The organism is Streptomyces sp. NPDC050546 (genome assembly GCF_044457425.1).
Classification (GTDB): Bacteria; Actinomycetota; Actinomycetes; order Streptomycetales; family Streptomycetaceae; genus Streptomyces.
Window position 1 is genome coordinate 341,277 of the sequence record NZ_JBITGX010000010.1, and the last position, 19,944, is coordinate 361,220.

The 19,944-nt window shown below is 67.7% G+C and carries 19 protein-coding genes and 2 pseudogenes; 11 read left to right on the plus strand and 10 right to left on the minus strand.

Annotated elements, in window-relative coordinates; translation table 11 throughout:
* Positions 1-54: 54 nt before the first annotated feature.
* From ACIBK5_RS26065 to ACIBK5_RS26075, 3 genes are all read left to right on the plus strand, one after another.
* Positions 55-924, plus strand: a complete 870-nt coding sequence (locus ACIBK5_RS26065) for a helix-turn-helix domain-containing protein (RefSeq protein WP_399022976.1) — start codon at positions 55-57, stop codon at positions 922-924.
* Between the two features lie 14 nt (positions 925-938).
* Complete coding sequence (locus ACIBK5_RS26070) at positions 939-1,829, plus strand: MFS transporter (protein ID WP_399022978.1); 891 nt, start codon at positions 939-941, stop codon at positions 1,827-1,829.
* Positions 1,830-1,980: 151 nt separating this feature from the next.
* The gene (locus ACIBK5_RS26075) at positions 1,981-2,913 is read left to right on the plus strand and encodes an NADP-dependent oxidoreductase (protein WP_399022980.1); all 933 of its coding nucleotides are present in this window, start codon (positions 1,981-1,983) and stop codon (positions 2,911-2,913) included.
* 383 nt (positions 2,914-3,296) lie between these two features.
* On the opposite strand, the gene ACIBK5_RS26080 is transcribed toward ACIBK5_RS26075, so the two are convergent.
* Positions 3,297-4,166, minus strand: a complete 870-nt coding sequence (locus ACIBK5_RS26080; protein ID WP_399022983.1) for a helix-turn-helix transcriptional regulator — start codon at positions 4,164-4,166, stop codon at positions 3,297-3,299.
* Between the two features lie 95 nt (positions 4,167-4,261).
* Positions 4,262-5,134, minus strand: a complete 873-nt coding sequence (locus ACIBK5_RS26085; RefSeq protein ID WP_399022985.1) for a helix-turn-helix domain-containing protein — start codon at positions 5,132-5,134, stop codon at positions 4,262-4,264.
* A 286-nt stretch (positions 5,135-5,420) separates the two neighbouring features.
* On the opposite strand from ACIBK5_RS26085, the gene ACIBK5_RS26090 reads away from it, so the two are divergent.
* From ACIBK5_RS26090 to ACIBK5_RS26120, 7 genes are all read left to right on the plus strand, one after another.
* Positions 5,421-5,753 (plus strand): carboxymuconolactone decarboxylase family protein, encoded by a 333-nt coding sequence (locus tag ACIBK5_RS26090; RefSeq protein ID WP_399022986.1) that lies wholly within the window; start codon positions 5,421-5,423, stop codon positions 5,751-5,753.
* Between the two features lie 41 nt (positions 5,754-5,794).
* The gene (locus ACIBK5_RS26095; protein WP_399022988.1) at positions 5,795-6,202 is read left to right on the plus strand and encodes a cupin domain-containing protein; all 408 of its coding nucleotides are present in this window, start codon (positions 5,795-5,797) and stop codon (positions 6,200-6,202) included.
* 41 nt (positions 6,203-6,243) lie between these two features.
* A complete protein-coding gene (locus tag ACIBK5_RS26100) occupies positions 6,244-7,260 on the plus strand; it encodes a zinc-dependent alcohol dehydrogenase family protein (protein WP_399022990.1) in 1,017 nt (338 codons plus the stop codon).
* A gap of 104 nt (positions 7,261-7,364) precedes the next feature.
* Positions 7,365-7,790, plus strand: coding sequence for a nuclear transport factor 2 family protein (locus ACIBK5_RS26105; protein WP_399022992.1), 426 nt, complete (start codon positions 7,365-7,367; stop codon positions 7,788-7,790).
* A 210-nt stretch (positions 7,791-8,000) separates the two neighbouring features.
* Complete coding sequence (locus tag ACIBK5_RS26110) at positions 8,001-8,372, plus strand: DUF2255 family protein (RefSeq protein WP_399022994.1); 372 nt, start codon at positions 8,001-8,003, stop codon at positions 8,370-8,372.
* Positions 8,373-8,439: 67 nt separating this feature from the next.
* Positions 8,440-10,026: a Na+/H+ antiporter gene (locus tag ACIBK5_RS26115; protein WP_399022996.1), complete on the plus strand. Its 1,587-nt coding sequence runs from the start codon at positions 8,440-8,442 to the stop codon at positions 10,024-10,026.
* A 53-nt stretch (positions 10,027-10,079) separates the two neighbouring features.
* Positions 10,080-11,039, plus strand: coding sequence for an amidohydrolase family protein (locus ACIBK5_RS26120; protein ID WP_399022998.1), 960 nt, complete (start codon positions 10,080-10,082; stop codon positions 11,037-11,039).
* Positions 11,040-11,161: 122 nt separating this feature from the next.
* Here ACIBK5_RS26120 and ACIBK5_RS26125 read toward each other — a convergent pair whose 3' ends face one another.
* The 4 genes and pseudogenes from ACIBK5_RS26125 to ACIBK5_RS26140 all read right to left on the minus strand — a co-directional run.
* Positions 11,162-12,031, minus strand: coding sequence for a helix-turn-helix transcriptional regulator (locus ACIBK5_RS26125; protein WP_399023000.1), 870 nt, complete (start codon positions 12,029-12,031; stop codon positions 11,162-11,164).
* Between the two features lie 131 nt (positions 12,032-12,162).
* On the minus strand, positions 12,163-13,164 hold the full coding sequence (locus ACIBK5_RS26130; RefSeq protein WP_399023073.1) for an aldo/keto reductase: 1,002 nt from the start codon (positions 13,162-13,164) through the stop codon (positions 12,163-12,165).
* 134 nt (positions 13,165-13,298) lie between these two features.
* Positions 13,299-14,252: pseudogene (locus tag ACIBK5_RS26135) on the minus strand (aldo/keto reductase).
* Positions 14,253-14,254: 2 nt separating this feature from the next.
* A pseudogene (locus ACIBK5_RS26140) lies at positions 14,255-14,518 on the minus strand (alcohol dehydrogenase catalytic domain-containing protein); the annotation flags it as partial.
* Positions 14,519-14,884: 366 nt separating this feature from the next.
* On the opposite strand from ACIBK5_RS26140, the gene ACIBK5_RS26145 reads away from it, so the two are divergent.
* Positions 14,885-15,871, plus strand: coding sequence for an aldo/keto reductase (locus tag ACIBK5_RS26145; protein WP_399023002.1), 987 nt, complete (start codon positions 14,885-14,887; stop codon positions 15,869-15,871).
* 431 nt (positions 15,872-16,302) lie between these two features.
* On the opposite strand, the gene ACIBK5_RS26150 is transcribed toward ACIBK5_RS26145, so the two are convergent.
* The 4 genes from ACIBK5_RS26150 to ACIBK5_RS26165 all read right to left on the minus strand — a co-directional run bounded on the left by ACIBK5_RS26150 (position 16,303) and on the right by ACIBK5_RS26165 (position 19,828).
* Complete coding sequence (locus ACIBK5_RS26150; RefSeq protein WP_399023004.1) at positions 16,303-16,944, minus strand: MBL fold metallo-hydrolase; 642 nt, start codon at positions 16,942-16,944, stop codon at positions 16,303-16,305.
* Between the two features lie 308 nt (positions 16,945-17,252).
* Positions 17,253-17,723, minus strand: a complete 471-nt coding sequence (locus tag ACIBK5_RS26155) for a nuclear transport factor 2 family protein (protein ID WP_399023006.1) — start codon at positions 17,721-17,723, stop codon at positions 17,253-17,255.
* A 75-nt stretch (positions 17,724-17,798) separates the two neighbouring features.
* Complete coding sequence (locus tag ACIBK5_RS26160; RefSeq protein WP_399023008.1) at positions 17,799-18,707, minus strand: NADP-dependent oxidoreductase; 909 nt, start codon at positions 18,705-18,707, stop codon at positions 17,799-17,801.
* A 254-nt stretch (positions 18,708-18,961) separates the two neighbouring features.
* A complete protein-coding gene (locus tag ACIBK5_RS26165) occupies positions 18,962-19,828 on the minus strand; it encodes a helix-turn-helix domain-containing protein (protein ID WP_399023010.1) in 867 nt (288 codons plus the stop codon).
* Between the last annotated feature and the right edge of the window lie 116 nt (positions 19,829-19,944).

The following is a 19,944-nucleotide window of genomic DNA, read 5'->3' on the forward strand; positions in this document are numbered from 1 at the left end:
AGGGAAAGATCTTTCCCCCTCACAAGATGGGGCGTTTGTGCCAGGCTGGAGGTCATGAACCGCAACCCGCACCTGAACGAGCTGGGTGAGTTCCTCAAGGCCCGCCGGGCCGAGCTCACTCCCTCCGAGGTAGGCCTCCGCGGCGGGCAACGGCGGCGTGTGCGCGGTCTGCGCCGCGAGGAGGTGGCTCTCCTCGCCGCGATCAGCACCGAGTACTACGCCCGGATCGAACAGGGCCGTCTCCAGGCGTCGGCTCCCCTGCTGAACGAGCTCGCCCAGGTGCTCCGCCTGAACGAGGACCAGCGAACCTACCTGTTCGAACTCGCGGCGAAGGACACGGTACGCCTCTCCACGTCACGTGATCGTCAACAGGTGGACACCCAGCTGCAGCGCATGCTGGACGATCTCACCGCCACTCCGGCCTTCGTCATCGGCCGGCGGACCGACATCCTGGGCTGGAACCAGCTCGCCGCGGCGTTGTGGACCGACTTCGCGCGTTACCCGGTGCGGGAGCGAGTGTTCGTCCGGCTGCTGTTCACCGAACCATGGATGCGGGAGCTCTACGCGGACTGGGAAGAGGTCACTCGGCTGGCCATCGCTCAGCTGCGCATGGAGAGCGCGCGCTACCCCGGCGACCGGGCACTCACCGCCCTGGTCGACGAGCTCTCCGACCGCGACGCCCAGTTCCGGCAGTGGTGGACCGAACACGACGTCGCGGCACGGGGCAAAGGCACCAAGAAGCTTCGCCACCAGGTGGTGGGCGAGCTGACGCTCGACTGGGACACCCTCACGTGTGCCACGGACCCAGAGCAGCACATCATCGTGTGGACCGCCGCACCCGGTTCCCCTACCTACGACGGACTGCGCCTCCTGGCCTCCTGGGCGACGGACCAGAACCTAACGGCGTCCGACCCTGTCGGTTGACCTGTTCCTCAGGTTTGCTGCTCACTATCACCCTGCTGGGCTTCACGACGGTTTCCGGGCAGCTCCTCGCTCCGCTGGCCGGTGACCTGGCCGACAACGACAACCGGGGTGCTGTGGTCGGGACCGTGGCCTCCGGCATCCTCACCGGCATCCTGGTGTCCCGGACGATCAGCGGGCTGATCGCCGGACCTGCCGGCTGGCGCACCATCTACGTCGTGGCGGCGGCCGCGGCCGTACTGTTCGCGGCGCTGCTCCACCGGGCCATCCCGTCGCTTCCGCCGCAGGCCCGCATGCCCTACCCGGCGCTCATCGCCTCCGTCGGCGGGGTCGTGCGACGCGAGCGCACCGTGCGGTGGACGCTGGCCCTGGGAGCCACGGCGTTCGCATCGTTCACCATGTTCTGGACATCGCTGACGTTCCTGCTGAGCGCTCCGCCCTTCAGCTACTCCGTGACCGAGATCGGGTTCTTCGGGCTCGCCGGGGTGTCGGGCGCCCTCGCCGCCCAACAGGCCGGCCGCCTGCACGACCGCGGACTGTCGCTGCCCGCGACCGGAATCGCGTGGACCCTGGCCCTGGCCGCGTTCGTCCTGGCGGCGTTCGCCGGGCACTCCGTGGCTCTCGTCCTGGTCGTCATCGTCGTACTCGACGTGGCGGTCCAAGGCATCAACCTGCTCAACCAGTCGCGGATGTTCGCCGTGTCGCGCGAAGCGCGAAGCAGGCTCAACACCGCCTTCGTCACCAGCAACTTCCTCGGCGGCGCGGCCGGCGCGGCCATTGCCTCGGTGCTGTGGACGGCCGGAGGCTGGCCGGCCGTGACCATCGCGGGCATAGCCCTCAGCGGATTCGCCCTCGTCCTGTGGGCGCTCGGACGCCGGGGCCCACTCGTCGTTCCGAACTCTGGATGACCATGCCTCGGCCGGCCAGGCCCGCACAGGGGGAAAGATTCCTCCCTCCTACGAACGCATCCCAGTCAAGAACTCTCCCCTTTTCCCGCCGCACACGGGGCGGGAAGGTCGGACACCTCAACGAGCCCATGCCGAGCAATGAGGTATTCGAATGAAGGCTGTAGGTTTCACGGAATTCGGCGGGCCTGAGGTGCTGCGGATCCTGGAGCTGCCCGCACCCGAGGCCGGTCCGGGCGAGGTGCGGATCCAGGTGCACGCCGCGACGGTCAACACTGTCGACGCTTTGCAGCGCGGCGGGCCCTCGGGGCCGCCGGACACCCGGCCGCCGTTCGTTCCCGGGATGGAGGCCGCAGGAATCGTGGACCAGATCGGCCCGGGTACGGACGTCGATCTGACGGTCGGCGACCACGTGACGGCGATCGTGGTGCCCAGCGGCACGCACGGTGCCTACGCCGAGCAGGTCGTAGTGCCGGCGGAGTCGGTCGTGCGCGCGCCTCGGGGCGCCACCGACGCGCAGGCCGCGTCCCTGCCGATGAACGGCCTGACCGCACGCCTGGCGCTGGACACGCTCGGTCTGAAGCCCGGGCAGACCGTCGCGATCACCGGAGCCGCCGGTGCGGTCGGCGGCTACGCGGTCCAGCTGGCCAAGGCGGACGGGCTGCGAGTTGTGGCCGACGCCTCCGAGCAGGACGAAGCACTGGTCGAGGAACTCGGTGCCGATGTCGTACTCCGTCGCGGTGCCGAGTACCCGAACCGGGTACGCGCGGAGATTCCTGAGGGCGTCGACGGAGTCATCGACGGTGCGTCTCTCGCCGGCCTCACCGCTCGCGCGGTCCGTGACGGCGGCCGGGTGGTGACGCTGCGTGGCTTCGACGGCCCCGGCGAGCGGGACATCGTCTTCGAACCCATCGTCGTGTACCGGTACGCCCGGGAGCGGGCCAAGCTCGACCGGCTCCGGCAGCAGGTAGAGGAGGGCCTCGTCACCCTCCGGGTCGCGAAGACGTTCCCGGCCGAGCAGGCCGCCGAAGCGCACCGCCTCCTCGCCGCGGGCGGCGCCCGGGGCCGACTGGTCCTGAGGTTCTGACCCGGCCGCAGCGCGGGCGGGTGGGTGACTGCCGCGACCAGGCGGCGATCTCGGTGAACGCGTCCGCGACCGCGGCGCCTTCACGGACGAAGACCGGGGTGCGCTCCGCTCCAGTGGCGCGGGTACGTCGAAGGCGGTGCCACCGTGCATCCCGCCAAGGCGGTGCCGGTCCGGCCTACGCCGGCCGGGAGGCAGACGGACGACTGCGGGCTCCCCCCCTCGGCCACCGGCGCGAGGAGAGAGGGCGCATCACTGACGCCCCGTGCGGTTCACCTGCTCGGAGCACTCCAGCAGCCGCAGGTGCACCGTCGGGGACGGGATGACTGCTCTTGCGAGGCTGAGCGGGCGGTCGACGAAGGCGCAGTCAGCGAACATCGCTTCCGTCAGGTTGTCGCATCCCGTGTCCGCCAGTACGGGTCGGCGGTCCACGACGCCAGGAAGGCCAGTCCGTCGTGGGACGGGGTCCCTGGCTCGGCGGTCCACAGCACCAGTCGTTGTACGGGATCGGCTGTGCAGGTCAGGCTGTCCCAGTCGAGAGTGAGGTCGCCGGCAACCGGGTGCCGCAGCCTATTCGTGCCCACACTCAGGCCGGCGATCGGGCGGCCGGCCCACCACTTCCGGAAGTCGGCGTCCGCCACCGACAACTCGCCGATGAGCGCAATCAACTCGGGGTCGCCTGGGTACCTGGCAGCTTCCAACCGCAGTTGGGCTACGAAGCTGCGGGCGATCGTTTCCCAGTCGAGGTAGAGCTCCCGGAAGCAGGGGTCGGTGAAGAGCAACCGGGCGTAGTTGCGCTTCTTCTCCGGTACCTGGCCGAAGTCGGTGAACAGAGCGGCCGCCAGAGCGTTCCAGGCCAGGATGTCCATTCGACGCCCCAGGACGAGCGAGGGAGTCGCCGGCAGCTCGTCCAGGAGACGTCTGAGTTGGGGCTGGACCTTCTGCGCCGGTCTGTGGCGCGGCGAGCGCTCGTCTTTCGCGGCCAGCTCCAACAGGTGGTCTCGCTGGTCATCGTCGAGATGCAGGACACGGACGAGTGTGGCGAGCACCGATGCGGGCATGGGAACGCGCCCCTGTTCCAACCTCGTGTAGCAGTCGGTGCTGATCCCTGCGAGCTGAGCCACTTCCTCGCGGCGCAGTCCCGCCACTCGCCGTCCTTTCCCGGAATCGGGCAGGCCCACGGTACGCGGGCTGAGTTGTGCGCGACGTTGCTTGAGGAATTCAGCCATTTCCGACGAATATGCTTCGCTGTACATGGCAGCTAGTGTTGCAGCCCTCAGCCCTGAAGTGAGGGGGAGGGTTTTCTCCCAGGGTCCGGGCGATCGCCATTCTCAGTTTTCGCCCGGTCGGATCACCCGACCCGACCGGGCGCGGGCCCACCCACGTGACTGGCGGCCCACGATGCGAGAACGCGCAGGCCGTCGTACGACGGAGTGCCGGGCTGCGCCGTCCAGACCACGAGTTCCTGATCGGGATCCGTGCCACAGGTAAGGGCGTCCCAGTCAAGGACGAGTTCGCCGGCGACGGGGTGCAGGAACCTCTTCGTGCTCGTGCTGCGCGACGCCGTGTGGTGGCCTCCCCACCACAACCCGAAGTCTATGTCCTTCACAGAGAGTTCGCCGACCAGACCGGTCAGCCGCGGGTCGTCCGGGTACTTGGCGGCCCGCATGCGCAGATGGGACACACAGTCACGGGCGACGGTCCGCCAGTCCGCGTACCGCTTCCTCATGGACGGGTCGGTGAAGAGAAGACGGACGTAGTTCCGCTTCTTCTCCGGCACCTTGGCAAAATCGGTGAGCAAGGCGGCGGCGAGCGGATTCCACGCCAGGATGTCCATACGGCGGCCGAGCACCACGCCGGGAGCCGCGGTGAGGTCGTCGAGTAGGCAACGCAACGTCGGCCGCACCTTCTGTGCGGCCTGGCGGCGCGGTCGTGCCACCTGCCGACCGGCCAGCTCGAACAGGAGGTCGCGCCGGCAGTCGTCCAGATGCAAGGCCTGGGCGAGAGCAGCCAGCACCTGCCCGGACGGCTGAATGCGGCCCTGCTCCAGTCTCGTGTAGTAGTCCGTGCTGATGTCGGCGAGCAGGGCGACCTCCTCTCGGCGTAGGCCGATCACCCGCCGGGGGCCAACGGAGTCGGGCAGGCCGACGGTGCGCGGGCTCAGCTCGGCCCTGCGCGCCTTGAGGAAGTCTCCCAGCTTGTTCGGAGGAGCGTCGCTGGTCATGATGGCCAGTCTCGCACCGGTCCGCCCCCGCAAGGGGGGTAAGGATTTTTCCCTGGATAAGCCTTTCCCAGGATGGAATTCTCCCCTTTGCGGGCTCACAAGAAGGTGACAGGGTCGCTGACGTGGCCGGCAACAAGGCCCGATGTGCCGCGGAGAACACGCGCCGCCCCGAAAGGCGATGCCGACAGCTCACCTCTGCTTCCGGTGAGCCGCTGCATCTGAACCCGGGACCCAGCCGAAGACCGGTCACCCCGGTTCCCTGAACATACGCTAGGAGCACCACCCCATGACCGAACGGAAGAAGTTCGCGCCGCCGGCGATCCAGGAACTCGCCCCCAAGCTCGCGGAAGTGACCGACACCGTCCTGTTCGGCGACATCTGGGAGCGTCCGGGGCTGTCCCCGCGCGACCGTAGCCTGGTCACGGTCACCGCTCTCGTCGCCCTGTACCGCACGGACCAGCTCGGCTTCCATCTCGGCAAGGCGCTGGAGAACGGCGTGACCAAGGACGAGCTGGTCGAGGCCATCACCCACCTGGCCTTCTACGCCGGATGGCCCAACGCCATGACGGCGATGAACCAGCTAAAGACGGTCGTGGAGAGCACCGACCAGGCTGGCTGAACCTCACCGACCGCACGCCCCCATCGAGGGAACGACACACCATGGAACTGCTGAAGCAGCCCCCGACCATGAAGCTTCCGGCCGAGTGGTTCACCGGCAGCGCCTACGCCGACGTGATCTACCGGGGCGAGGAACCCTCCCGGATGCGGGCGAACATGGTTCGGTTCACTCCTGGCGCCCGCACCGCCTGGCACTCCCATGCCTTGGGCCAGACCCTCTACATCGTCGAAGGCATCGCCCTGGTGCAGTCCCGTGGCTGCGACATCGTCGAGGCCCACCCCGGCGACGTTATCCACACACCCCCGGGCGAGGAGCACTGGCACGGCGCCGCGCCCGACCAGTTCATGACCCACCTCGCCCTGTGGGAGACGGACGACGCCACGTGGCTCGAGCACGTCCCCGACGACGAGTACAACGGTCCGCGCGTCAGCACCCGTACCTACCCCTGACCACGGCGACACAACAGACCTGACAGGACTTCGGGCACATCATGAGAGCAACCGTCATTCACGGGCCCGGTGATATCCGGGTGGAGCACACCCCCGAGCCGACGATCACGGCACCCACGGACGCAGTCATACGTACCGTCGCCACCTGCGTGTGCGGCTCCGACCTATGGAGCTACCGAGGCATCAACCCGGTCACCGGGCCTCAGCCCATCGGCCACGAGTACGTCGGCATCGTCGAGAAGGTCGGCAGCGACGTGTCGACCGTCAAACCCGGCCAGTTCGTCATCGGCTCCTTCATCGCCTCCGACAACACCTGTCCGATCTGCCGGGCCGGCTACCACACCTCCTGCCTGCACCGGGACTTCCCCAACGGCTGCCAGGCCGAGTACGTCCGCGTCCCCCTGGCCGACGGCACCCTCGTCGCCACCCCGGAGCAGCCGGCCCAGGACCTGATCCCAAGTCTGCTGACGCTGTCCGACGTGATGGGCACCGGCTGGTACGCCGCCAAGGCAGCCGAGGTCAAGCCCGGTTCGACGGCCGTGGTCGTCGGTGACGGCGCGGTGGGCCTGTGCGGCGTCATCGCCGCGAAGGAACTGGGCGCCGAACGCATCATCGCCATGAGCCGGCACGAATCCCGGCAGAAACTGGCCCTGGAGTTCGGCGCCACCGACATCGTCGCCGAGCGCGACGAGGAAGGCGTCGCCCGCGTCAAGGACCTCACGAACGGCATCGGCGCCGACTCCGTCCTCGAGTGTGTCGGCACCCAGCAGTCCATGCACCAGGCCGTGCAGTCCACCCGGCCCGGCGGCAACGTCGGCTTCGTCGGCATGCCACACGACGTGCTGATCGACGGCCAGGAGCTCTTCTTCTCCCACGTCGGTCTGCGTGGTGGCCCCGCCCCCGTGCGCGCCTACCTCCCCGACCTGATCGACCACGTCCTCGGCGGCCGTATCAACCCGGGCAAGGTCTTCGACCTCACCCTTCCCCTGGACGAAGTCGCCGAAGGTTACAAGGCCATGGACGAGCGCCGCGCCATCAAGGCACTGCTGCGTCCCTGACCTGCGGCCCGGTGGTGGTGCGGGCCAGCCGCGCCCACCACCACCGTCACAAGGGCGGCAGCCATGCCCGCTCACAGGAGCCACAGCAGAACGGACCGACCGCCATGCCCAACAAGGCGATCCTCACCGTCGAGGCGTACCTCGAAGCCCTCGGCTCACGCGACATGGAGCGGATCCTCTCCCACTTCGCCCCCGATGCGAGCTGGACGATCCCGGGCGATCCGGCACTGACGCCCTGGGCCGGGCGCCGCACCGGACCGGAGCAGATCCGTAGGTCACTCACCGCGTTCTTCGCTGCCGTCGAGCCGCTCGCATTCGAGTTGCAGAGCATGGTCGAGGCCGACGGGCAGGTACTGGTGCCGGGCCGGTACGCCTCCAGGTTCCATCCCTCGGGGCAGGTGCTCGAAAGCGAGATGATCCTTCGTTTCACCGTCGCCGACGGTTTGATCACCGACTACCGCGTCTTCGAGGACTCGCTCGGGATCACGCGCAGCCACGTTGGTAGGCCCCTCCCCGCCTCTTCCGCCTGACCACCGGTTGCCCGACGCCCTCCAACGCCGCGGTGCCCGTCCCCACCCCCTTCGCCAAGTGGGCGGAGCCCGGGCCGAGGCGGCGTTGGGAGCTCTGCTCGCGGGTCAGAACGGCATCCTGCACGGCCCGCCCGCGAACCTGGCCACCCGACGGCTGTGACGAACGCATCCGCTCGCCCCTCAACGGAACAAGGAGATCGGAGAACACCGATGACGACATGGACCAGCGACGAACTCGACCGTATCGCCATGTCCGACGAGTTGGATATGGCGCCGCTCCGCCATGACGGCACCCTTCGGGGGCCGGTGCCGATCTGGGTCGTCCGCGACGGTGACGACCTGTTCGTCCGTTCCTTCCGGGGTATGGACGGCGCTTGGTGGCGCACGGCCCGCGCGAGCCACGCGGGCCACATCCGCTCCGGCGGCGTAGACAAGAACGTCACCCTCGTCGAAGTCAAGGACTCCGAGGTCAACGACCGCATCGACACCGCGTACCGCACCAAGTACGGCCGCTTCGGCGGCGCGTACGTCAACCCCATGCTGGCGGCCCGCCCGACGACGCTGAAGCTGGTGCCGAGATGAGCAGGAGATTCCCGGTCGAGACGGCTGGGTTGCCCCCGGCAGTACGCTCAGGACAGGAGCAAGAGTCGTGATCGGACTCGAACTCGTCGTGCTCCTGGGCATGGCTGTACTGGCCGGCCAGGCCGTTGCGCAGCGCCTCGGCGTCGCGCCGCCTGTCGTGCTGCTTGTCGTGGGAGCTCTTGTCGGGCTGGTACCAGCCGTGGGCCAGACCCAGCTTCCGCCGGAAGTCGTGCTGTTGCTTTTCCTCCCGGTGTTGCTGTACTGGGAAAGCCTCACCACCTCCACGCGCGAGATCCTCAGCAACTTGCGCGGCATCGTCCTGCTCAGCACAGTCCTGGTGATCCTCACCGCAGGGGCCGTGGCGGTCGCCGGGCACGCGCTTGGGCTGCCGTGGGGACCGGCCTGGGCGCTGGGTGCGGCTGTGGCTCCCACCGACGCGACAGCGGTCGGCGTCCTGGCCCGCGCGCTGCCACGCCGCCAGGTCACCGTGCTGCGGGCCGAGAGCCTCGTCAACGACGGCACCGCGCTGGTCATCTTCGGCCTGGCGGTCGGTCTCACCGTGGGCGAGGAGCACCTCACCCTTTTGCACGTCGGCGCGCTGTTCCTGCTGGCCTACGGCGGCGGTGCAGCGGTCGGTGTGGCGGTCGCCTGGGTCAACATGAGCCTGAGGCGCCGCCTGGCCGATCCACTGCTGGGCAATCTCGTCATGATTCTGGCGCCGTTCACGGCGTATCTGCTCGCCGAGCTGATCCATGCCTCGGGTGTCCTCGCGGTCGTCGTGAGCGGGCTGATCATGGCCCAGGTGGCGCCCAGTCTCATCCGTGCCGAGCATCGTCGGCAGGCGTTGGCCTTCTGGCCGCTGGCCACGTTCATCATCAACAGCGCGTTGTTCGTCCTGGTCGGAGTGGAACTCCAGTACGCGTTGCGCCACTTGAACCGATCCGACCTCCAGGACGCTCTGATCGCGATCGGACTGGTCAGCGTGGTGCTGGTCGTGGTCCGCTTCGCCTTCCTGTTCTCCTCCGCCTATCTGATCCGCGCGATCGACCGGCGTCCCGAGCAACGGCTGCGCAGAATCAGTCACCGGGCCCGTGTCGTAAGCGGGTTCGCCGGGTTCAGGGGTGCGGTGTCGCTCGCCGTGGCGCTCTCCGTACCGGAGACCCTCGACTCCGGCGCCCCCTTCCCCGACCGTGCCTTCATCGTCTTCGTCACATCCGGCGTCATCGTCGTGACCCTCGTGGGGCAAGGGTTGCTGCTGCCGCGCGTGGTGCGCTGGGCTCGGATGCCACGCGACACCTCTGTGGACGAGGAGCATGTCCTCGCCGAGACCACGGCAACCAAGGAGGCCGTCGAGGCGCTGCCGCGACTCGCCGCCGGACTGGACACCGACCCGAAGGTCACGGAATGGCTGCGCCAGGAATACGAGGCCCACCTGGCGACTGTACGGGCCAGGGGCGCGGGCTCCGACGACGATCCCGCCCTGCTCCACAACCGCCACTACACCGACCTCCGCCTCGCCCTCATCGCCCACAAACGGGCGACTGTCGTCCGCCTGCGCGACGAACGACAGATCGACGACACCGTGCTGCGTCGGCTCCAGGCGACGCTGGACTACGAAGAGGTGCGGCTGGCAGGACGCGAGGAGGTGGAGTGACCCAAGTCCGGCGCCCAGCCTCGACAGCTATGGCACAAGAAGGGATCAATGTCATGTCCTCCGGCCTGATCGACGTCCACGCCCATCTTCTTCCCGACTTCTACGTCCAGCAGGCGACCGCGGCAGGGCACGCCCACCCCGACGGCATGGGCGACTGGCCGTCGTGGTCCGTGGACGCCCACCTGGAGATGATGCATCGCAACGGTATCGGCACCGCGATGCTGTCCATGTCGTCTCCTGGCGTGCACTTCGGCGACGACAGTGCGGCCCGGCTCCTCGCGCGCCGTGTCAACGAGTACGCCGCCGAGCTGACCCGCAACCACCCTGGCCGCTTCGGCAGCTTCGTGTCGCTTCCGCTGCCGGACGTGGACGGTTCATTGGAGGAGATCGCCTTCGCCTTCGACGAACTCGACGCCGACGGCGTGGCATTGCTGACTCAGACGCAGGGGGTGTACCTGGGAGACGAGCGCCTCGACCCGGTCTTCGCGGAGCTGAACCGCCGGAGGGCCGTGGTCTTCCTGCACCCCACCTCCCCTGTGTGCTGGGAGCGGTCCGCTCTCGGTAGGCCGCGTCCGATGGTCGAGTACATCTTCGACACGGCTCGCACCGTCACTGACATGTTGTTGGCGGGCGTCCTGACACGTCACTCGGACATACGGGTGATCGTCCCGCACTGCGGTGGCGCGATCCCGGTCCTGGCCGACCGCATCAACGAGTTCATGGAACTGTTCGTGCCTTGGCAGAAGGCACCGTCGCTCGATGCAGTGCAGCAATTGCGCGCCCTGTATTACGACATCGCGGGTACAGCCTTCCCTCGCCAGGTTCCCGCACTTCTGAAGCTGGTCGGCACTGACCGCCTGCTCTTCGGCAGCGACTACTGCTGGACACCGTCGTCGCTGGCCGACGCCCACATCGCGGCGATCGACGCGGCCGATCCACCGGCGGAAGACACCACGTGGCGATCGCTCACCACAGCGAACGCCAAGCGCCTGTTGCCCCAGGCACTGCGGTGAACCGCGGTGCCTGCCACTGAGCGCGATCCAGCACTCGACTCGCCGGCCCGTGGCCGGTCGCGTTTACAGGCCACTCATCGCGCGTGACGCCTCCGCAGCAACTCTTTCGCCGGCGCACGGCGTCACCCAGCACCGCGAGATGCTTCAGGCACCGGCCCCATCGTGGACGCCAGGTAACGCAAGGCGTCGGAGGTCGGGGTGCCGGGCTCGGCGGTCCACACGACGAGTTGCTGTCGGGGATCCTCGGCGCACATGAAGGTGGAGCGCTCCAGGGCCAGGTCCCCGACCACAGGATGACGAAGCAGCCTGGTGCCGCCGGCCCGCGCGGCGACGTCATGCGAGGTCCACCACAGCCGGAACTGCGGATCCACCGCGGAAAGCTCCTCGACAAGGGCTGTCAGCCGAGGGTCGCGGGGATTGCGCCTGCTGTCCATGCGCAGGTGGGACACAGCCAGACGGGCCATGGCCTCCCAGTCCCGGTACAGCACGCGGATGGCAGGCTCGGTGAACACCATGCGCACGTAGTTGCGCTCTTCCTCGGGGATACGTCCGAAATCCATCACCAGCGCCGCGGCCATGGCGTTCCACGCCAGGAGATCCGTGTTGTGTCCGATGACGAATCCCGCGGTCAGGGTGAGGTCGTCGAGCAGGCGCCGCATCTGCGGATGGACTTCCTGGCGAGTGCTCCGGCCTTCCGTGGGCGGGGCGGTCTTCCCCGCCAGGGTCAGGAGGTACTCGCGCTGATCGCCACCGAGACGGAGCACTTGCGCGAGCACATCCAGGACGGCCTCCGACGCCTGGACACGGCCCTGCTCGAGCCGGGCGTAGTAGTCGGTGCTGATCGCCGCCAGTCGGGCGACTTCCTCACGACGCAGACCAGGGACCCGCCGGGGCGCAGTGCTGTGAGGCAACCCGGCCGTACCGGGGCTCAGCTGGGCCCGGCGCGCCCTGAGGAATGCCCCCAGTTCCTCCAGGCTCGGCTCATGGCGCACATTCACAGCTTCGCACGTTGCCGCGATCCCGTGTGCCAAACACCCAGGGCATGAGTTGTGTGTCCCCGAGCCGCCCGGTCGACCGTCGCCCCAGCGACGGCGGCAGCGACTCGCTACGCGCCTGAGAGCTGTCAGCGGGCCGGTGGCCGGTCGGCGGCGCTCATGCCAGTCGCGTTCCGAGGCGTGTAGTGCTCCTCGAGAGCGGAGATTTCTTCGTCCGTCAAGGTGATGTCGAGGGCCGCGGCGGCGTCCGCCAGATGCCGGGGTTTGGAAGCCCCGACGATCGGAGCGCTGACGACCGGATTTGCCAGGACCCACGCGAGCGCAATCGTGGCCATGGACACCCCGCGGGCCTGGGCCACCGACTGCACCGCCCGGACGATCTTCCGATTCGACTCCTCCTCGGTGAACAGACGCCCGTACGCGGGGTCGGTTCCGGATCGAGTCGTCTCCTCACCCCAGGGCCGGGTGAGCCGGCCGCGCGCCAGCGGGCTCCAGGGAACGCTCCCGACGCCCTGGTCGGTGAGCAGGCCGAACATCTCCCGCTCCTCTTCACGCATGAGGAGGTTGTACTGGTCCTGCATGGACACGAACCGTGTCCATCCGTTCAGGTCGGCGGTGTACTGCAGCTTGGCGAACTCCCACGCCAGCATCGACGAGGCGCCGATGTAGCGCACCTTGCCCGCCTTCACGACGTCGTGGAGGGCCTCCATCGTCTCCTCGGCGGGCGTCTCGTAGTCGAGGCGGTGTATCTGGTAGAGATCCACGTAGTCGGTGCCGAGCCGAGTCAGCGATGCATCGATCTGCTCCATGATCGCCTTACGTGAGGTACCGGAGCCGCCCGGGCCGACGTGCATCGGGTAGAAGACCTTGGTGGCCAGCACGATGTCCTCGCGGCGCGAGTACTTCTTGATCGCGCGCCCGACGAACTCCTCCGACGTGCCGAAGCTATAGGCGTTGGCAGTGTCCCAGAACGTGATGCCCAGTTCGACGGCCTGCCGGAACAGCGGCTCCGATTCCTCCTCACCAAGTGCCCATTTACTGAAACCGGTCGCGGTGTCCCCGAACGTCATACAGCCGAGCGCGAGCCGACTGACAACGAGTCCTGAGCTTCCAAGTCGTGTGTATTCCATACGTACTCCAGGCGAATCAATGTGCCGCTCCCGCCGACGGATCGCATCCATGAGGCGGCCGGCAGGGCAACGGGCGTGTTCTCGGCGGCTCTAACCTGGATCGAGCCGCCTTCCTTGTCTCCTTGCTCACCGAGCTACCAGGCGTACGCTTCGGGAGCCTCTCCACCCGGCCCGGGCCAGATCTCGTCGAGCTCTTGCAGGATCTCCGCCGACAGGGTCAGGTGCGGGGCCCGGAGTGTCTGGTGCAACTACTCGGACGTTCGCGGCCCGACGATGGTGGCCGCGACCGCCGGGTTGTGCAGCAGCCAGGCGAGGGCGACGTCCGCCGGTCGCTCACCGAGGTCCGCGCACAGGGTTTCGTACCGTTCGAGCTGAGACCGATGCTGCTCGACAACGGCCAGGAAATCGGGAGACGAGCGCCGACCGCTGTCGGCCTTCTTCAAGGCGCCGCCGAGCAGGCCTCCGCCCAGCGGGCTCCACGGAATCAGGCCAAGGCCGTAGTGGCGCAGTGCGGGGATCAGTTCCAGTTCGACCGTGCGGGCGTTGAGGTTGTAAAGGCTCTGCTCTGAGACCAGACCGAGGAAGTGGCGCTTGCCCGCTTCCTGTTGGGCGGTGGCGATGTGCCAGCCGGCGAAGTTGCTGCTGCCGACGTAGGTGACCTTGCCCTCGCGGACGAGTTGCTCCATTGCCTGCCAGATCTCGTCCCACGGTGTCGAACGGTCGACGTGGTGCATCTGGTACAGGTCGATGTGATCGGTCTGCAGCCGTCGGAGGCTGTCTTCGGCCGCCTTGCGGATCTTGTAGGCCGACAGGTACTTGTCGTTCGGGCCGGGCCCCATGGGCTGGTAGAGCTTGGTCGCCAGCACGATCTGGTCGCGTCGGCCACCGCCCTGGGCCAGCCACCGGCCGATGATCTCTTCGGAGAGGCCATAGCCCAGTTCCATGCCGGGAGACTGTGGCCCCCCGTAGACGTCGGCGGTGTCGACGAAGTTAATGCCTTCCTCAAGAGCCCTGTCGAGGATGGCCAAACTGGTGGACTCGTCGGTGACCCAGCCGAAGTTCATGGTCCCCAGACCGAGCCTGCTCACCTTCCGACGCCGACGCGGTCACCGACGGCGTGCTTCCCGACCTCGGAACCGACCTGGGTGACTACTCCTGTGATCTCGTGCCCGGGTGCCACCGGATAGTGGACCGGGCCCCGGTCTTCACGAACGTGGTGGATGTCCGAGTGGCAGATGCCGGCGTACTTGATCTCGATGAGGACATCGTGCGGGCCGACGTCGCGGCGCTCGACGGTGGTCCGGGTGAGCGGTTCGGTCGCGGACGTAGCGGCGTACGCGTTGACGGTGAACACGTTTCTCCCAACAGGGTGTATCTGAAGGCAGCCCTTGCCATCACGATTGGTTCACGCAAGGTGCCGGTTCTTCACTGGAGCCAAAAATTCTGCATTCAGGACCCTGCGGCAGATAGGGCAACCCGGGCCGCTGTCTGCCGCGTATTGACGGTCGCACGGTCGACCGGCGTTGTGCAGGGGAGGAAATCATCCGGGGAAGATTCCTTCCCCCCTTCGGAGATTCAGAGCGGGGTACGGTGATGAGAGCTCGAGGCCGGAAAGTCGGAAATGCACGCCGAACGGTCGACTCATCAACGATGCGCAAACCGCTTCGCTCAAGCAGATGCCGTGGGCATCGAGCACCAAGAACACCGGCAAGGAGGAAGAATGCACACGCGAACGCTCGGGCGCGACCTCCGGGTCTCCGCCATCGGCCTCGGCGCCATGGGCATGTCGCAGAGCTACGGCCCGAACCCCGGTGACCGGAGCGACATGATCGCCGTGCTCCGTGGAGCCGTCGAACTGGGGGTCACGTTCTTCGACACGGCGGAGGTGTACGGCCCCTACGTCAACGAGGAACTCGTCGGAGAGGCCCTCTCTCCGGTGCGTGACCAAGTGGTCATCGCCACCAAGTTCGGATTCCGCATCGAGGACGGTGCGATCGCCGGACTTAACAGCCGGCCCGAGCAGATCCGCTCCGTCGCGACGGCCTCCCTCAGTCGGCTCGGGGTCGAGAGGCTCGACCTCTTCTACCAGCATCGCGTTGACCCGGAGGTGCCGATCGAAGAAGTCGCCGGCACGGTGGGCGAACTCGTGCAGGAAGGCAAGGTCCGCTGCTTCGGGCTGTCGGAGGCCAGTGCGGAGACCATCCGCCGTGCTCACTCGGTCCACCCGGTGACGGCAGTGCAGAGCGAGTACTCGCTGTGGACCCGGGATCCCGAGCCAGAGGTCCTGCCGACGTGCGTGGAGCTCGGGATCGGATTCGTGCCTTTCAGCCCCCTCGGCAAGGGGTTCCTGACCGGGGCGGTGGACGCATCGACGCCGTTCGCGGCCGACGACGTCCGCACAACCATTCCAAGGTTCACGGCCGAGAACCGGACGGCGAACCAGGCGCTCGTCGAGCACATCACCACCCTCGCGCGGGCCAAGGACTCCACGCCGGGGCAGGTGGCCCTCGCCTGGCTGCTCGCCCAGCATCCGTCGATCGTGCCGATCCCCGGAACCCGGCGCACCACCCGCATCGAGGAAAACGCCGGCGCCACTCGACTCCCGCTCTCCGCCGACGAACTGGCGGACCTCAACGAACTCGCTGGCCGGATCGGGGTACAGGGAGATCGCTACAACGAGCACCACATGTCGCTGGTCGACAAATAACGGACCCGGTCATGCGAGTCGTGCCCCCCTGACGAGCCGGTTGGTGAAGTGATCGCCACCGCGGAGACCGACGCGCAGGCCCCCCCACTGGACCCAACCACCTGATAGCCGGCATCCGCGAGGAGCTCCATGAACGGGCCGTCGGCCAGGAGCTGGGCCAGTCCGAGCTGAGCTGTCGGGCCTGGGGCGATGTCGGCGCAACTGCCCGGCCGGACCGGGCTGCAGAACGACACGCGCCCCTCGGCGTCCGTGGGAATCATGGGCTTCAAGGCCCTCTGAATCCGGGATGGCCTCGGAAATCACCAACGGGGTCATGGAGCCTGGCTTCGTCTGGGACATCACCCCGGGCTTCCCGGACAGCGGCCTGTGCCACGGCGGGGACAGTGCGGCTGTGGACTTCTTCGGCGTCGTGATGCCGAACTACGAGTCCTTCAGCGGCCGAGACCGGCGAGTGCAACCCGTACATGGCCAGCCCAGTCATCGCCGTCGCGCAGGTCGTGCGCTCCGACACCTCCCGGAGCGGCGCTGGAGGCCACCACGTCCGGCCGTAGCGAGGCGAGCAGTTTCAGGCTGCTCGCCAGTGCATCCGGGTCGCTGAACGACAGATTCCCGGCAGCCCATGTGCCGTCGCGCTCGGTGTAGATGGTGTCGCCGGTGAACAAATAACGTTCGCCGCGCGCACCACGCACGAGAAAGCAGGTGCTGCCCGAGGTATGGCCGGGCGTGGGGATAACCTCTACCCCGTTCTCGTCCACCTGCCGGCCATCCAGCCAGAAGGCGCCGTCGACGACGTTCGCGATCCGCTTGGCGTCGCCGCGCCCGGCGTGCAGCCGAGAGCCGAACCGCTTGGCGATCTCGCGCACCATCGGCCCTGCCTCGTCGTGATGGCTCAGATACTGGTGCGCGACGCCACCCCGACGCTCGATTTCATCGAAGTCTGCGTCGGTGACGGTCGAGTAGAACAGCACGTTACCTCCGGACGGCGGCGTCCACAGATAGGCATGCGTGGTGAGCCCCGGAAATGGGGACTCGCCCTCGGTCTCCCACAGGTCGTCACGGATCTTCCTGAGCATCGGTCCTCCATCTCGGTCCGGTCGTTCGCTCTACCGACTCGCGAAAACTTGAAGCACCCTTCCAAATCCAGATTTGATGGGATAGCAATTCGCGCCCCCGTTGACCTGTCATTGGCTCCACAGCGCCGATACAGTCGACTTGATTCTCTGCGCCGCTTTCGCACAGTGAGCAGACTGCCTGGCTGCGGGCGCGGCGGAGTCGATCGCGCATGAGGGATCGGGGCGTGTCGCGTGAGTCAGGGGAGTTGCGGCCGTGCCCGTCCCGTCCGGATTATTGCCATACTACGCGTCGGCGTCCCTTGTTTCGGTCAGCCGCCGACGGCGGCATAGACCTTGGCAAGGTCGAACATGTTGTGAACCGAGACGAACTTCTCCGACTCGATGTCAATGGTGAAGATCGAGGTCGCCGGGATCGCGACATGCTTCACCTCCGAGCCCGTATCGACGGAGAAGGTCGGCAGGGCGGTGGACACGACGGTCACCGTGGAGGCGGACCGAGCAGGCGCCAGGTTCACCGGCACGACGTCACCCATCAGCGGGGTGGTCCAGATATCGATCATCGAATGCCTGACGGAGGCGATATGGAAGAGCTGCGCCGAGAACTCCTTGATGGCCTCGACGGTCACGATGGGGTCGTCGGCGTTGAACTGCAGCGTCGTGTTCGGCGCCACGAGGTAGTTGTTGGCGACGCGAGCGGCGTCCCGTGAGTCGACGGAGTCGTAGTACTCCTGGACGATCTGGACGAGATCGCCCTCGGGTATCGCGGTCTGGGTACTCATTGCTGGCTCACTTTCTTGTGGTTCTGAGATGGACTCTCGTCCCCGGGCGGACGACACCTTGGCGGGGCTGAGGCGTCAGGGCAGGAGGACGACCTTGCCCTTGTTGTGGTGGGCCTCGATCTCGGCGTGAGCCCTGGCGGCCTCACTGAGGGGGAAGGTGCGCCATACCGGCACTTCGAGCCTGCCGTCGGCGATGAGGTCGGCCAGCAGGGGCAGGGCCTGCGGGAAGCGGTCGGCAGGGTCGAGTCCGGTGAAGCGCACCCCGTGCTCGGCGAAAGCCAGATCAGCGATGGTGATGACCCGCGTAGCATCGCCGGTCAGGGCGATGGACTCGGCGAGGACGCCCGTGCCGGCGGTGTCGAGCACCCGGTCCACCGTTCCCGGCACCGCGTCCCGGACCCGCTTCGCCCAGCCCTCGCCATAGCGGACCGGCGTGGCCCCGAGCTTGGCGACCCGGTCGAGGTCATGGTCGCCCGCGGTGCCGACCACCGTGACACCGCGCGCAACTGCCAGCTGCACAGCTACGGCACCGACGGCGCCGCCCGCGCCGTGGACCAGCAGGGTCTGCCCGGGCGCCACGTGGAGGTGTTCCAGCGCCCGGTAGGCAGTCTCGCCGACGGTGACCATGGCTGCCGCGGTCTCGAACGACACCCCCGCGGGCTTGGCGAACGGCCGATCCAGCACTACGCACTCGCCATAGCCGCCGAGGTGCGCCGAGCCGAAGACCTCATCACCCGGCGCGAAGGCGGCACCCTCGCCCGCCTCGTCAACCACGCCGGCCACGTCCTGGCCGGGGACGAACGGGAACTCCAGCGGCATGATCCCGGCCAGCTCGCCGGAGCGCAGCTTGAGATCGATGGGATTGACGGCGGTGGCCCGGACCCGGATGCGAACCTCTCCCGGTCCGGGGTGCGGCGTCGGAACGTCGGACAAGGTCAGCACGTCGGGCGCACCGTACTCGGAGAAGGTGATCGCAGCAAACAACAGGGACTCCTAGAACGAGAGGGGTTCGATTCCCAAAAGCAAACTCACACAGCATGTGTGATTACTGAAAATTTATCATACGTATCGTATGATTTATGAACCGAGTGACGCACACCATAGGTGCCGTACAAGGCCGGATCGGCCGATTGACCATGTGTGAACTCCGCGTACTGCGGGCGATCTCAACCACCCGCCCCGCCGACTACGCGGCGCCCCTGAGAAGCACTCCAGGGAGTTCCGAACGGGCCGGGGCTCTACGGATCCTCGACCCGTTCCTCTGCGCCTGGCCGTTGGTCCCACTCGCCCTCGGGTGCGCCGAGACTGCCCAGGATCTCCAGCAGTTCGGCACTGCGACTGCCTGGCTCGGCGTGGTAGACGACCAGATTGAGGCCGTCCGTGCCGTCCACGGACAGCTTGTGCGAGCGTAGTTCGAGCTCGCCGACCTGAGGATGGGTCAGATGATGCACGCGGCCGCGGCGGGGCCGTACCTCGTGCCGGGCCCACAGGGTGCGGAAGCGTTCACTGCGCAGGGATAGATCACCGACCAGATCGCGCAGCCGCGGATCCTCCACATCCGCCCCGGCCTCGGACCGCAAAGCGGCCACGGCCTCCGAGGTCAGGTCCTCCCAGTCGCGGCGCAGCTCGCGCTCGGCCGGGTCAAGGAAGACGGCCCGCAGCAGATTGACGCCGGGACGGAAGATGGGGGTGAGCGCCGTGGCGAGCGCGTTTGCGGCCAGGCAGTCGTAGTAGCGATTCTGGACATAGGCGGGGTTACGCGGCCAGCCGTCGATGAGCTGGAGCAGGCCCGCCGGCACCTGCCGTGTCCGGTGTACGCCCCCGGTGGGCCGTTCCTGGGCGAGACCAACGAGGTGAGCCGTCGCGTCGGCGTCCAGCCGCAAAACACGGGCGACGGCCTCCAACACCTGCACGGACGGGTTGCGGTCCCGGCCCTGCTCCAGCCGCAAGTAATAGTCGGAGCTGATCCCGGCCAGCATCGCGACCTCCTCGCGGCGCAGCCCCGGCACCCGGCGTAGACCGCCACCGGGCAACCCCACGTCCTCGGGCCCTACCATCGCCCGGCGGGCGCGCAGGAACTCCCCAAGCGCGTTCGATCCGTCCATGCATCCCACCGTACGGCCGCCTGGCCGACAGTGGCTGGCCCTGTCACTCCCAGGAACGCTGGGGCACTGCCACCCCGGGCGCGAGGGGCGCAAGGTGGAAGGCAAGGTCACCGGAA